The organism is Candidatus Hinthialibacter antarcticus (genome assembly GCA_030765645.1).
GTDB lineage: Bacteria > Hinthialibacterota > Hinthialibacteria > Hinthialibacterales > Hinthialibacteraceae > Hinthialibacter > Hinthialibacter antarcticus.
The window spans coordinates 53445-67672 of record JAVCCE010000023.1 but is presented as its reverse complement, the minus strand read 5'-3'; the positions used below and the strand labels follow the sequence as shown (position 1 = coordinate 67672).

Below are 14228 nucleotides of genomic sequence, written 5' to 3'. Positions count from 1 at the left end.
TAATTTTGTTTGAGAAAACATATTCGGGCATATTAAAAATTGACGAACCAATCAGGCATGGGTGCAACTCTGGGAGCGCCTGTGCATAAGGGCCTGAAAGCCCGCACTGAAGCGAGCAGAGTTGTACACATGCCACACGAAGCGAAGATCAAGTATTCTTGAGATGAATTCTAAATACTTGATTTGATACCCCGCTGCTTGCGGCGGGGTTATTCATTATAAAAATAACGATTGTTGCGTGTTGCGCAACATGCTATAGTCTGGGCGATGATCAAATCATTCAAACATAAGGGATTGCAAAAATTTTACGAAACGGGAAGCGCGGCGGGCGTTCAGCATTTCCATGCAAAACGATTACGGCTGCAACTGGCAGCGTTGGATACGGCGGTGAATATTGAAGATATGGATATTCCTGGATTTCGGCTTCACTCGCTGAAAGGACAACGGAAAGGACTTTGGTCGATTTCGGTTAGCGGGAATTGGAGAATCACATTTGAATTTCGCGATGGCAATGCGTACATCGTAAATTATGAGGATTATCACTAATGAGTATGCACAACCCACCACATCCGGGTGAGTTTATCCGGGAGATTTATATCACGCCGTTTGAGATCAGTGTACGCAAAGCGGCTGAGAGCCTGGGCGTTTCGCCTTCAACGCTAAACCGGGTTTTGAACGGCGAGAGCAATCTTTCGCCTGAAATGGCGTTGCGTTTATCGAAAGCATTTGGCCGCTCTCCAGAAAGTTGGCTGGCGATGCAAAGCCAATATGACCTTTGGCATGCGCGAAAACAAGTCAATCTCAAGAAAGTTAAAAAAGTTGATATCTCTGCTGCTTAACCTATCTTTCGCTCACCGCCCAGTTTTTTGTTAGAATTGATGTATCCTGTCAGGTTGAATTGAACATACATTTAATCATTATTATTGCTCAGCGAAAGCGGATAAAAAAAATTATGATTTCAGAATTATTCAACAATATTAAAATTGGCGTGTATGTAGACGTTGCCAATATTTCACGCAACGGCGGCTACGGAATTCAATTCGATGTACTGCGCAACTTTGCCTGCCGCGACAATTCTATCCCGGTGCGGTTGAATGCGTATGTCGCTTACGACCGCACCCGCGCGGATACGGATTACCCGTACCGCAAGTCGCAGCAGAATTTTTTCTCGGCGTTGCAAGACTTTGGCTACAAGGTCATTCGCAAGGAAGTGAAGTGGTATACCGATGAACAAGGCAATCGCTACGGCAAGGCCAATGCTGACCTCGACCTGGCGGTTGATGCGCTCTTGCAATCAAAAAACCTCGACCGCGTCTTGCTGGTCACTGGCGACGGCGACTTCGTACGCGTGGTAAAAGCCTTGCAAAACAATGGCTGCCGGGTGGAAGTGTTGGCCTTTGATAATATCTCAACCGAATTGCGTAACGAGGCGGACATCTATTTTTCGGGTTTTTTAATTCCGGGGCTGTTGCCGTTTGAGGATGCGGGGGTTTCCCGTTGGGGACAGCTTGGCTCCCGGGTGCGGGGCGTTTGTTATTCCGTCAAAGAGAATTACGGCTGGTTCCGCTTTGTGAAAGAAATTCACCCAGACATGAACCGCAAGGAAGGCTATACCACCGTATTTTTTCATGAATCAAAACTCCCCAATGAAGTTTCATTGAATGACTTGCCGAGCCGGCATTTCATTTTTGAATTCACGATTGAAACAGGCAATAAAGAGGGTTCCTACCAAGCATCTGATATTCGCCTCATCAGCCCCTCCCGGTCATAATCAAAAACAAAAAAACGCCGGAGCGTCCAATGATAGGCTCCGGCGTTATTGGGTTGTAACCAAAATTCATTCCCGCAAGATCAAACTTCGACTGGCTCCGGCTCTGCGTCATATTCGTGCAGCGCTTTGTCTTCTTCAAATCCATACAGATACTTGACGTCTTCAACAATCATATATAGCGATGGCACTAAAAACAAAATGATCAGCGTCGAAAACATGATGCCAAATCCCAGCGAAATCGCCATCGGAATCAAAAAGCGCGCTTGCACCGAGGTCTCTAAAATCATCGGCGACAGGCCGAAGAAGGTGGTGAGCGAGGTGAGCAAGATCGGGCGAAAGCGGCGCATCGAGGCGGATGTGATAGCGTCGTACGGCGTCATGCCTTCTTGCCAACGGCGGCGGTTAGCGGCGTCAACCATGACCAGCGAGTCATTGACGACGACCCCGGTCAATGCGACCAACCCAAACATACTGACGATGCTCATGTCGTAACCCATAATCAAGTGCCCCCCAATCGCGCCGATGATGCCGAAGGGAATCGCCGACATGACGATGATAGGCTGAATGTAACTGCGGAACGGAATCGCCAGCATCGAGAAAATCGCCAACTGGGCGAAGAGAAAGCCGATCATTAAGCCGCCCATGGTTTCGCGTTGTTCAGCCTGTTGGCCTTCGAGCGAATAGCCAAGCCCCTGATATTTCGCCAGTACGCCCGGCAGTACATTGGCTTCGATGTCTGATAACACCTGGCTGGGGTTGGCAAGCCCCGGCGTACAGTCAGCGGTTATGTTGACGACGCGGTTGCCGTCCACCCGCTTGATCGACGTATACGACCGGCCGCGCGTGACCACCGCCGCTTCTTTCAGGGGAATCTCGCCGCCGCCCGGCGTACGGATCAAGTAATTTTCGATATCAAAAATCGAGCTGCGTTCTTCTTCCGGCAGGCGCACCATCACCCAGATTTCGTCGCGTTCCCGTTGTTGGCGAAACGCGCGCGCGCCATAAAACGCGCTGCGCAACTGGGCGGCCAGGTCGGCGGCGGTTACGCCCAGGCTGCGGGCTTCATCTTTGAGTTGCAGATCGTATTGCGGCTTGCCTTCTGAAAAGCCGTCGTTGATGTCGGTGACGCCGGTGTAGTCGCGCATTCCAATCGCCAGTTCGGCGGCTGCGTCTTCCAGGGTTTGAATATCGGGGTGCGCCAGTTGAATATCAATATCCGCCGAACCGCCTGTCGGGCCGGTGCTGTAGGTAAACGTCAGCGATTCCAACCCCGGCGGCTGTTCGATTGCTTCGCGCCATTCTTTGGCAAACTGGTTCGCGGTGATCGGGCGTTTATCGCTGGGAACCATATACACTTCGACGGTAGATAAATGGCTGCCCGAATTGCGGCCTTCCCGCGCTTGTCCGCCGTTGGCGAGAAAGGTCAACACGCCGCGCGTGATCGAGTCGCCGCCGTGTCGCGCTAAAACTTCCTTTGCTGCGCGCACGATCTCGGCCTGGAAGGTGCGGCTTTCTTCGACAGAGGTGCCAAAGGGAAACTCGCCCGTGACCGACACCACGTCCGTGTCGACCTTGGGGAAAAACACAAAACTGACGTGTCCGCCCGCCACCGTCGCCGCAGAAATAATTAACATCGCGGCGCCGCAAGACAGCGTGATATATCGGTAACGCACAGCGGTGCGCATTACCGGCGCATAGACGGTTTGGATGAACCAGTTCAATGCGTTGGCGAAGCGCTGCTGCTGGCGGAAAATCCACTGCTCAATCCGACTGCGGTTTTCGACGGGCTTTTGATGGGCCAGGTGGGCGGGCAAGACGAACAGCGATTCTATCAATGAAAAGATGAAAACCGAAATGACGATAATCGGAATCACCCGAAAAAATTTGCCCATAATACCGGGTACAAATAGCAGCGGCATGAACGCCGCGACATTAGATAACACCGCAAAGGTCACCGGCATCGCGACGGCTTTGGCCCCGCGGACGGCGGCCTCTAAATAGCCCATGCCGCGCTGTCGGTATTCATAGATGTTTTCGCCAACGACAATGGCGTCATCGACGATGATTCCCAGCGTGACGATAAACGCGAACAGCGAAATCATGTTGATCGACGCCCCGGTATTGGGGAACAACAAAAATGATCCCAACACGGAAATGGGAATGCCCATCATGACCCAAAACGCCAGCCGGATTTCGAGGAACATGCCCAGGACGATCAACACCAGCGCCAGCCCGAGGCCTGCGTTGCGCATCAAGAGACTGATGCGGTCAGAAAAGAGTTCCGACACGTCAATCCAGGTCGCAACGCCAACGCCCGGCGGCAACTCGACTTTTAACTCTTCGACGAAATTCATGACTGCTTTGGCAATTTCAACCGGGCGTTGATTGCCTAAACGAAATACCACCAACCGCACGGCGGGTTTGCCGTCAAAATACGTAGCCTGATCGGTTTCACGAAAGCCGTCGATGATGGTCGCTATGTCGCCGAGTAAGACTTGCGTTCCGTCGGGACGGCTGATGACGGGGACGTTATTAAACTGAGACCCGTAATCGCGCCGCTCCATGGTGCGCAATAAAATCTCGCCGCCTTCCGCTTTAACGCCGCCTGCGGGAATTTCGACTGCGTGCATCCTCACCCGCTGGGCGATTTCATCCAAGGTCAAGTTATAAGCGCGCAGCTTTTCCTGCGGGACTTCAATGCTGATTTCGCGTGGACGTACGCCCGATAAATCAACCTGAGTAATGTTGGGGAAATTCAGCAAGCGTTCGCGAACGTCATCCGCCAGATCGCGCAGGACGTATTCTTCGACGTCGCCATACAACACCAGCGAAATCACTTCTGAGCGCGTGGTGAGCAAACTGACGATGGGGCGCTCGGCGTCCTGCGGGAAAGACTGGATGCTGTCGACGGCGACTTTCACGTCTTGCAGCGCTTTGTTGCTGTTGACGCCCAGCATCAATTCAATGACGACCGAACCCATGCCTTCGTTGGCTGTCGATGTGACTTCTTTGATGCCGTCGAGCCCACGCACTTCTTCTTCGAGCGCTTGGATGATGCCTTTCTCTACTTCCGACGGGCTGGCGCCGGGATACGCGACCTGCACCAAAATCAAGTCCAGTTGAAACTCGGGCATGACTTCCTGCTTGACGTTGAACGCGAACAACACGCCGCCGACCAGCAAACAGATCATCAGCAAATTGGACGCGACGGCGTTACGCGCCATCCAGGCGATGGGGCCTTTGGGGAGAGACGAAGTCATTGGCCTGCCTCCTGCGCGTCAACGTCTTGGTTCACGTCCGCAATGGGCGGCGCGTCGCCTTCCAGTTTCATCTCTTGCGTACGCAGTTTCATTCCCGGCAACGGCGTCCCTAAACGGCTGATGATAATGCGGTCGCCGTCTTGCAGCCCTTCGCGGACAAGGTTGTATTTTTCTTGTTTCAGCAGAATGTGGATTTTGCGAATCGAAAGACGATTGTTGGCGTCCATCACCCATACGCTGTCACCGCCCTGGTCGTCTTGGCGAATGGCAATTTCTGGAAGCGCGAATACATTCTGCGTTTGTTTGCCTTCAATTTGTATTTGCACGTAGGTATCAACAAGCAGCGGCATTTTTTCGTTGTCGGCGTCCGGCGCTAAGTTGAGCGGATCATTCACGGAGATTAATACTTTCGCGGTACGACCAACTTCAGACAGTGCGCCCATGAGGCGAATCACGCGCCCTTGCCAACTGGCGCGCAGGGCGCCCGCGTCATGAACGACGGTGACGGTTGAACCGCTGCCGTCCCGTTCCGGCAGTTTGATCCAAGGCAAATAGGTGACCGGGACCGACGCCTCGACCCAGACTTCATCGGTGCCGATGAGGGTTGCGATTCGGGTTTGTGAATTTGCCAATTGCCCGATGTCGACGAATTCATTTTTCACAAACGCATTAAACGGCGCCCGGATCACCGTTCGCTTCAGTTGCAGTTTGGCGTCGTTCAGGCTGCTCTGCGCCGACAACAGCGCCGCTTTGGCGTTTTTGATGTGCGGCTTGCGCAACGCCAGGTCGCGGCCAACGTCGTCTTGCGGAACGTCATTGCCGAGTAGTTTCCATTCGCGCTCTGCGATGGTTTGACGGCCTTGTTCTTCGAGCAGGTTTAACTGCGCTAGTTCGACCCGCGCTTTTTGTTGCTCGATGATGTACTCATAATCCTCTGGTTCGATGCGCAACATTACGTCGTCTTTACGGAAGCGCCCCCCCGGCATCAACTCGCTGCTTTGTTCGATGATCTTTCCGGTAACCTGCGGACGAAGGTCAACTTCTTGCGCGGGGATGACGGTTCCCGAAACTTCGATGACGACTGTTTCATCCGAGGGATGGGCGGTGAAAACGTCTACTAACGTGGGCGGTGGTTCAACCAGTGTTTTTTGAGCGTGAGGCCGATGGGTAATTAACCAATAAGCAACCGCAGCGCCGACCGCGATCACCACCAGTGGAGTTAAGATATGAATGAAGGTCCGTATAATCCGAATCATGAATCATTCTCCTCGTTATCGGGCCGCGCCGCAGGGTCAGGCGGTTGTAGTTCAGACATCCAATCGCCGCCCAATGCGGCGTATAGGTCAATACGAAAACCAATCAAATTTCGTTGCGCGGAAATCAAAGTGCGCTCGACGCGTTGCATGGATTGCAGCGAAGTCAGTACGGACAGATATTCGCCGATGCCCTGGCGGAAGCGGTTGCGTGATTCTTCAAACGCGCTGCGGTCTTGCTCTAATTCATGTTGGAGCCGCTTGATCAATTCCCGCTGGCGGTCTTCCTGCGTCCAGGCGTTTTCTACTTCCTGAAACGCGATCAGCATGGATTGTTCAAACGCCGCGATGCGTTCGTCTTTCACCGCGCGGGTGCGTTCGATTTCGGCCTTGCGGCGCCCGCCGTCGAGAATGGGTGTGGTCAGATTGCTGGCGAGATTCAACAGCCAGTTTTGAAACAAGTCCGCGAGATCATTGTTACGAAATTCCGACTGCGCCGACAAACGCAGTGCGGGGTATTGATCGGCGATGGCGGCGCCAATGCGATAATCCGCCGCATACACCCGCGTGAGCGCGGCGCGAATGTCAGGCCGCCGTAATAGCAGCGCTGCGGGCGCCCCGGCTGCGGGCGGCGCATCTAATTCAGGAAACGCTTTCGGTTCGTCAACGGTGAAACGCATCGGCGGTTCGCCCAACAACACCGCCAACTGGTTTTCATAGACGCGCAACAGCGACTCCGCGCCTGGAACTTCAACATCAATCGCGGCGAGTTGAGCGCGTTGCTGGTACACTTCAACCGCGCTGGTGCGGCCCTGGCTGAAACGCAATTCGATCAGTTCAAGAAACGTCTTGCTGACTTCAATCTGCTCATTAAGCAGTGTGAGTTTCGCTTGTTGTTCGATGATGGAATACCACACCGAAGCAATGCTGGCGCTAAGCGACAGCGCCGTGGCTTCGATGTCCGACCGGCTGGCCTGGATGTCGAGTTCGGCGGCCCGTTGCTGCGAATCAATGCGCTTCCATAAATCCACTTCATACGAAGTAATGATCGAGGCCGAGTAATTGCCGCTGACGTTGGCTGCGTTGCCAACCTCATTGCGAAAACGGGTGGCGCCCAGGTCAAGCGTCGCCTGGGGGAACAGCTCCGTTGACGCCTGCGTCCAGATGGCGCGCGCTTGCGCCAACCGCGCCCAGGCTTGCCTCAGAGTCAAGTTTTTCGATAGGCCTTCGTCGATCAAATTCTGCAAGGCGGAGTCATCAAACGATTCCCACCAGCGGTCGGGCGCGGCGGCTTCGCCCTCAGCGCGAAATTCATCAGGGACAATAAAAGAAACTGGGACGTCTTCATGAACTTGATGTACCGCGCACGATGTGAGCGAAAGTAAAACCACGGCTGCGATGAGATGCTTCTGCATAATCATTCTGCTTTCACTGTATTGTCGTTTTGACTGTTTAACATTCGATTGAACGAATCATGGCTTTTTATGGCCAAGTACGGTTAGATTGTCTAGGATTTTTGTTAGCGTTGAAACCAGCTGTTTTTTTTCTTTAACGGATACATTGCTCATCAACCCCTGGATGCGCTTGAAGTGGCCCGGTAAAAAGCCATCGAGAAAGGTTTGGGCTTTCTCCGTAAGATGGACGGTTTGCGACCGTCTATCATTGGGGTCAGGTTGTCGCTGGATGAACCCGTCTCGCTCTAAGCCGTCTAACAGCCCGGTGATGGTGGCGCGGGTTACGCCAGTCAGTTCGGCCAGGTCAGACGGGCTGAGCGTGTGTTCTTTATTCATATTAAGTTGCATCATTAAACCGAAGCGGGCTGGCGAGGTTCCATATTCTTGAAAATATTCAACTCCAGCGTTGAGCAACTCGCTTGAGGTATACACCAATATCAAAAACGCTTCGATAAATCCTGGGTCAACGTCAGCGTGTTGTTGCGCACAGGAATGCAGCGCTTCAATATTGGGGACTTTACGAAACAGGATCGGCTCAGACACAACTGGCTCCATCGAACAAAGTTAATAAGCCTCCTTATAATTAGGCGGCTAATCACATAGTAAGGCGGCTAAGTAATTTTGTCAACTTGTTTTCTTTTTTTTGTTTTCTGCTTCTGCAATCTTGGTTTGGTTTTCGGTACAATACCATCAGCCTACGATGAGGAGCCTCTTCGAGTGAACGCTGGATTATCAACCATACGCGTTGTTGTGATGTTGTCAGGCAGCGGCTCCACCCTGCAAAATTTTATTGACCTGAGCGAGTCCGGGCGCCTGCCCATTCATATTACCAAGGTCATATCCAGCCGGGGCGACGCCTATGGCCTGCAACGCGCCCAAAACCATAACATCCCAACCGTTGTCGTTTCACGCAAAAAGTTCAACGATTGGGCTGACTATAACCAGGCTTTAACAGACGCCGTAAACGAAGAGCAGCCCGATTTAGTCTTGTTTGCGGGCTTTATGTCGTTGTTTTGGCCGGGTGAATCTTATTCGGGGCGCATTATGAACGTCCATCCCGCGTTGATTCCCGCTTTTTGTGGAAAAGGCATGTATGGTCATCACATCCATGAAGCCGTGATTGAAACCGGCGCGAAAATTACGGGCTGCACCGTGCATTTTGTGGATGGGCAATACGACACCGGGCCAATCATTTTGCAACGGGCCATTGAGGTTTACGATGACGATACGCCTGATACTTTGGCGGAGCGCGTTCAAGAAGTTGAGCGGCAAATTTATCCCGAAGCGGTCAATTTGTTTGTCCAGAACCGCCTGCAAATCGAAAACAAGCGAGTTAAGGTTTTATCATTATGAGAATTATCAAAACGATAAAATCACATTTTGATATTATTGTTTTCCAAATTGTGCTATAATATAGCTGGTAATTGTTAAAGAATGTTGTAGTGTGCTTTTGACAATGCTTCCTTTAATTGACTGATTCTGTAATGTTTATATACTTTTACAGGTTTTGTTGGTAATCAGATAAAACTAGCCCGTTTTTTGCCTATTTCTATATAATTAGACAAAAACTCAAGTACCGGAATCATTATGTTGATTATTGCAGCCGTCACCATAATCGTCATTATTCTTCTCGTTCTGCTGATCGTTATGTTCTCTTCATCAGGCGGGGGAGAGCAAAAGTCCTTATTGGCAGAATTAGGCTTGACCAACAAATGGTCTGGCGAAAAAACCTCTCCTTTCTATAAATGGGGCTGGAAGAAAACCAGCAGCGACCGGGTCTGGGGCGAGCGCATTGTCAAAAAAGCGTTTCGTGAGGCCGGAATTTGGCTGTCGCCGGATGACCTCAATTTCTTTCAGCGGAAATGTGAAGAAAATACTTCAGGGAAATCGATGAACGATAAATCCATCATGGAACGGGTGGAACTGGTCGTTAAACGGACGGATACCATTTCCGGGTCAATTTCTCAGCAAATCAGGCTGTTAGTGGATCGTCTCTTTTCTGCGACTGAAGAAGAAGCCGTTAAATTTCTCAAAGAAATGAAGATTGAGCCTGAAAATACACCTGCGTTGGGAAAACTTACGTCGATAGAATTTAAACGCTTTATTCGCCACGCCGGGCTGCAAATGTTTAGCCCGCTTGCGAAGGGGCTGAAAATTGAAGGCAAGACCGAACAAGAGTCGTTTGTCTTGCGGGGGTTTGAGAGCTGGTGTTATTGGCTGTCTAAATTAAAAAGCGAACTCAAACAACAATTAGAAAAAAATAAAGGATTGCGCAGCCATATTGTGGGACGCGCTCTTCAACAGATCATTCTCGATAAGCTCTTACGTTCTCTCGAAGACGATTATAAGAGTTCATTGAGTTACCGCAGCAACATCGAACAACAACTCCAGGATTTAGAAATTAATCTGACTCCAGATGAAATTGAAAATTCAGAAAGCCTGCTCTTCACGTGGCAATTTACTGAAAAGATGGCGTTCTCTGAGTATGACCACAAAAAATATCGCCAATTTATGGTGACCAAAGAACTGTGCCCGGCTTTTCGTGAGGGCATCGTCAGAAAATTACAATCGAATACGTCGTCAGCGCGATCAATGTTGAAGGTGTATCCGCGAGACGTGATTTTTTATGGCGACAATTATGAGGTGCGGACCTACACCACCAAGATGTATCAAGCCCATCTCAAAGCGCTGATTAATGTGTTCGCCGTATCCAATAAGGATTCGTTGAATGGGCCGGAGATTATCGCCATCACGTTAGATGATATCTATAAAGCGCGTAAAGAAGTCGATGAGCGTATGGCGGAATTACAAACCCTGCCGCCCAGCAAACGAAAAGAAGTCACCATTGACCGGGAATATTTGACCCGCATCATCGACAAGCGAAAGCAATACAGCGCGTTTGAACGACAGATCGACCAAGCCGTCGCAGAATCTCACGGTTGGATTATTGATATTCCGTTGGGGAAAGACCTGAGGCCCGATGAATACCGCGAACTGAAATCCGGCAAATTTGTTGAATTTGTGATGTATGAATGTACGCCTGAAATTGAAGTCGACTTGCAAAGTAACAGCACCTTGGCCAAGAAGAAGCGCAACGAGTTTCTCCCAACGGTGCTGAAAGCGCTCAGTCAGTTAAGCGGTGGTGGATTAGGCGGTGGACTCGGCGGTGACTCGCCCCCGGGGACCTCATCTCCGGAGGAGCCCGAGGCAGGGCCAGAGACCGGAGAGTTAGCCAATGAAGATGCAATCACCGATGAGACGGCGGGCATAGACATGGTTAAGCCTGAGCCAGTCGAAGAAATGGTCAACGCTGGCGGCTAACAGAATTCAACTTCTGTTTTATGTTGTTGTGTATTTTGGTATTACTTTAAAATCGGCCGCTGCTCGACAAGACCCTCTCGAGCAACTTCGCTTCTAAAGTTTCCGCATAATCTTCCCTGACCCGAACGACCGACTCATCTCTGCTGGCAGGATCAGCGGACGACTCATAAAATAAAACATAAGCATACGCCCGCAAGGGCGAATGGGGCCAGTCTGACAACCAGGCTTGCAGGCGCGCTTGCGCCAACTCAGAACGCCCCGAATGAATCGACGAGGAAGCGCGCGCCAACGCCACCGTTTCGGCGGTCGCGGGTTGTTGGGCGAGAGGGTGTTGAGACAAGGCTTCCAGGCGCCCGCTCTGATCTTGTTGGTTGGCGAGATACACCAGATTAAGGAAGACGTCGGCGCGAAGCGTTTGCGAATTTTCTCCAACTTGCATGGCGTCGTCTGCTTCGGCCAATAGCGGTTCTTGTTTTTCCCAAAGAGATTGAATATAGGCGGAACCGATCTCGCCCTCGCTCATCAAAATCAATGGGACCAGTTCGGTGAGCGACTTTTGCGCCCAGGCCGACTCGGGCCATTTATCAATCACGTTGTAATAATGTTGCGCTGCTTGGGTGGCGTCGCCTTCATTTTGCGCCGCCAGCTGATAAAACACCCGCGCCAGCGGCTTGATGTAGCCTGAACTGTTGATGACGCGCAGCAATTGTTCCTGCACTTGCTCTGGTGTGCCCATTAAGGTCAGGCGGTTGAGTTCATCCAGCGCCCGCTGGGTAATCGGGTCGAGCGCATTCGAGGCGGGATTCAATATCTGCGCCATCTGCGCCATGCTTGAACCAGGCCAAGCGAGACACGTCAGGGTCAGTGCAAAAATAAGAAACCGTTTACGCCACAATGGTTTTCACCTGTTTACTGACGGGGTCTCCATATAACGTGAAGTAGGCCGCCGAAGTAATCGTAACGGCAACAATATCTCCAATGTCAAACGGGCCGTGTTCTTTTGGAAGCATGACGATGCGCCCGGTACGCATCCGGGTCCCGTAGGTCATGCCCTTTTGCGGTTCTGGGTGAACTTGTTCCACCATAACTTCGACTGTCTTGCCGACCATGGCGTCGCTGAGTTCGCGGGCGATTTCATTTTGTAATTTGATCAACTTATCGAGCCGTCGCGCCTTGGTGAATTCATCGACCTGCCCATCGAGTTTGAGCGCAGCGGTGCTGCGCCGGGGCGAATATTTAAACATAAACGCCGCGTCATAGCGCACTTCGCGCATCAGATCGAGCGTCATCTCAAAGTCTTCTTCGGTCTCGCCGGGAAAGCCGACAATCAGGTCGGTGGTGAGAGACGGTGGAATCTCGGCCCCCGTAAAACGGCGGCGGTAGTCGCTGATAATGTCGAGATATTCTTCTTTGGTATATAAGCGCTTCATGCGGCGCAGGATGCGGTTGGAGCCGCATTGCACCGGCAAGTGCAATTGCTCGCACAGGCTGGGCAGTTCCGCCATCGCCCGCAGCATGGGCTGGGTTGCGTCTTTGGGATGAGAGGTGGTAAACCGCAAACGCTCCAAACCGGGCACGGCGTCGACCATCTCTAACAGTTTGGCGAAATCAATTTCGTTCCACTGATACGCATTGATGGTCTGGCCGATCAGGGTGACTTCTTTGTGGCCCATTTTGACCAGGTTTTCAACTTCTTGCAGAATAATATGCGGCGCCCGCGAGCGTTCCGGTCCGCGCGTAAAGGGCACAACGCAGAAGGTGCACTTCTTGTCGCAGCCTTTCATGACCGACACAAAACGCGGGTACGCCACTTCATCATTTGAAACCGGGAAGACTTCGTCGTAGTCGTCTTCGAGGCCGTGCAGGTCTAACACCGGGCCTTTGCTGCTTTGCATTTCATCCACCAGCCGCGATACCGAACCGATGGCGCCCGGCCCCATCACCAAATCCAGATAGGGGATTTTTTCGAGCAGGCGTTCGCCTTCTTTTTGCGCCATACAGCCGCAGATGCCCAGGTATTTGAGTTTGGCGATATCTTTATATTGTTTCAGTTGCCCGGTGCGCCCGCGGACGCGCTCTTCGGCGCCTTCGCGAATCGAACAGGTGTTGAGCAGAATCATTTCGGCTTCTTCGAGATTTTCGGTCGACTCGTGTCCGGCGCGGTTTAAAAGCCCCGCCAGCGACTCGGTATCGTAGACGTTCATCTGGCAGCCAAAGGTTTGAATGTGATACTTCATATTTTCGCTTTTTTATTCAATTTGATTTAGATCGCTTGGATGCCGATTCGGTGCAGAAACTATTATAATAATGTCCTTTCGTCCATAACGCGAGGGAGCGGGCTTACGCTTGCCTTGCTTTGACTGACACGCCAAAATGGTGAAAGTTAAAAACCATCTCAATAACAATGATTGCGATAATGGTATTAACATTCATTAAAAATTGAAAACCAATTCTGGCATGGGTGCAACTCTGGGAGCGCCTGTGCATCTTTTTTGAGAAGACTTCAGATAGTTAAAGAGCGATACCAATGAGAATTTCAGAAATCTACCGCAGCATCCAGGGCGAGTCTTCTTACGCCGGGCGTCCCTGCACGTTTGTGCGTACAGCGGGCTGTTCGTTGCGGTGCGCCTATTGCGATACCGGTTATGCGCTCAGTTTTGAGTCAGGGACTGAACAGGCAATCGAAAGCGTGATTGCTCAAATCCAACAACTGGGCGCGGATTTGGTCGAAATTACCGGCGGCGAGCCGCTCGAAGAACCCAATACGCCCGAACTGTGCCAGCGCTTGCTTGATCTGGGCGCAACCGTGCTCGTCGAAACCAGCGGCGCCTTTGCGATTGATGTCCTCCCGGCGCAAGTCATCAAGATTATGGACGTCAAAACGCCTTCCAGCCGCATGGCGCGTCGCAATCATTGGGACAACCTAAAATTGTTGTCTGAACGGGACGAGTTGAAATTCGTCATCGCCAATCGTGAAGATTACGACTGGTCGGTCGCCGTTTGTAATGACCATGCCCTGTTTGGAAACTATATCATCTATTTTTCGCCGTCGTTCGGCGTGCTCGATTCTGTTAAATTGGCGCAGTGGATTCTCGACGACGGCATTGAAGCGCGATTGCAACTGCAACTCCATAAATATATCTGGGCGCCGGATGCGAAAGGCGTATAA

At 51.6% G+C, this 14228-nt stretch carries 12 protein-coding genes; 6 read left to right on the top strand and 6 right to left on the bottom strand.

What is annotated here, in order from left to right; genetic code table 11:
- The first annotated feature begins 294 nt into the window (after window positions 1–294).
- From P9L94_06970 to P9L94_06960, 3 genes are all read left to right on the top strand, one after another.
- Window positions 295–546 (top strand): type II toxin-antitoxin system RelE/ParE family toxin, encoded by a 252-nt coding sequence (locus P9L94_06970; protein ID MDP8243805.1) that lies wholly within the window; start codon window positions 295–297, stop codon window positions 544–546.
- A gap of 5 nt (window positions 547–551) precedes the next feature.
- The gene (locus P9L94_06965) at window positions 552–839 is read left to right on the top strand and encodes a HigA family addiction module antitoxin (protein MDP8243804.1); all 288 of its coding nucleotides are present in this window, start codon (window positions 552–554) and stop codon (window positions 837–839) included.
- 113 nt (window positions 840–952) lie between these two features.
- On the top strand, window positions 953–1771 hold the full coding sequence (locus P9L94_06960; GenBank protein MDP8243803.1) for an NYN domain-containing protein: 819 nt from the start codon (window positions 953–955) through the stop codon (window positions 1769–1771).
- A gap of 80 nt (window positions 1772–1851) precedes the next feature.
- Here P9L94_06960 and P9L94_06955 read toward each other — a convergent pair whose 3' ends face one another.
- From P9L94_06955 to P9L94_06940, 4 genes are read right to left on the bottom strand one after another with little or no spacing between them, the layout of a single operon-like run.
- A complete protein-coding gene (locus tag P9L94_06955; protein ID MDP8243802.1) occupies window positions 1852–5031 on the bottom strand; it encodes an efflux RND transporter permease subunit in 3180 nt (1059 codons plus the stop codon).
- Window positions 5028–6287, bottom strand: a complete 1260-nt coding sequence (locus P9L94_06950; GenBank protein ID MDP8243801.1) for an efflux RND transporter periplasmic adaptor subunit — start codon at window positions 6285–6287, stop codon at window positions 5028–5030. Before P9L94_06950 ends, P9L94_06955 begins: the two co-directional genes overlap by 4 nt.
- Window positions 6284–7699 carry a TolC family protein gene (locus P9L94_06945; protein MDP8243800.1) on the bottom strand — a complete coding sequence of 472 codons (1416 nt, stop codon included), beginning with the start codon at window positions 7697–7699 and terminating at the stop codon, window positions 6284–6286. The genes P9L94_06950 and P9L94_06945 overlap by 4 nt, the downstream gene beginning before the upstream one ends.
- A gap of 57 nt (window positions 7700–7756) precedes the next feature.
- Window positions 7757–8281: a MarR family transcriptional regulator gene (locus tag P9L94_06940; protein ID MDP8243799.1), complete on the bottom strand. Its 525-nt coding sequence runs from the start codon at window positions 8279–8281 to the stop codon at window positions 7757–7759.
- 174 nt (window positions 8282–8455) lie between these two features.
- On the opposite strand from P9L94_06940, the gene purN reads away from it, so the two are divergent.
- Window positions 8456–9091 carry a phosphoribosylglycinamide formyltransferase gene (purN, locus tag P9L94_06935; protein MDP8243798.1) on the top strand — a complete coding sequence of 212 codons (636 nt, stop codon included), beginning with the start codon at window positions 8456–8458 and terminating at the stop codon, window positions 9089–9091.
- A gap of 234 nt (window positions 9092–9325) precedes the next feature.
- Entirely contained in the window at window positions 9326–11059 is a 1734-nt protein-coding gene (locus P9L94_06930) for a hypothetical protein (protein ID MDP8243797.1), read from the top strand.
- A gap of 46 nt (window positions 11060–11105) precedes the next feature.
- Here P9L94_06930 and P9L94_06925 read toward each other — a convergent pair whose 3' ends face one another.
- Entirely contained in the window at window positions 11106–11954 is an 849-nt protein-coding gene (locus P9L94_06925; GenBank protein ID MDP8243796.1) for a hypothetical protein, read from the bottom strand.
- Window positions 11944–13296 (bottom strand): tRNA (N6-isopentenyl adenosine(37)-C2)-methylthiotransferase MiaB, encoded by a 1353-nt coding sequence (gene miaB / locus P9L94_06920; GenBank protein ID MDP8243795.1) that lies wholly within the window; start codon window positions 13294–13296, stop codon window positions 11944–11946. The genes P9L94_06925 and miaB overlap by 11 nt, the downstream gene beginning before the upstream one ends.
- A gap of 290 nt (window positions 13297–13586) precedes the next feature.
- Here miaB and P9L94_06915 point away from each other — a divergent pair, with 290 nt between their 5' ends.
- Entirely contained in the window at window positions 13587–14228 is a 642-nt protein-coding gene (locus P9L94_06915; GenBank protein MDP8243794.1) for a radical SAM protein, read from the top strand.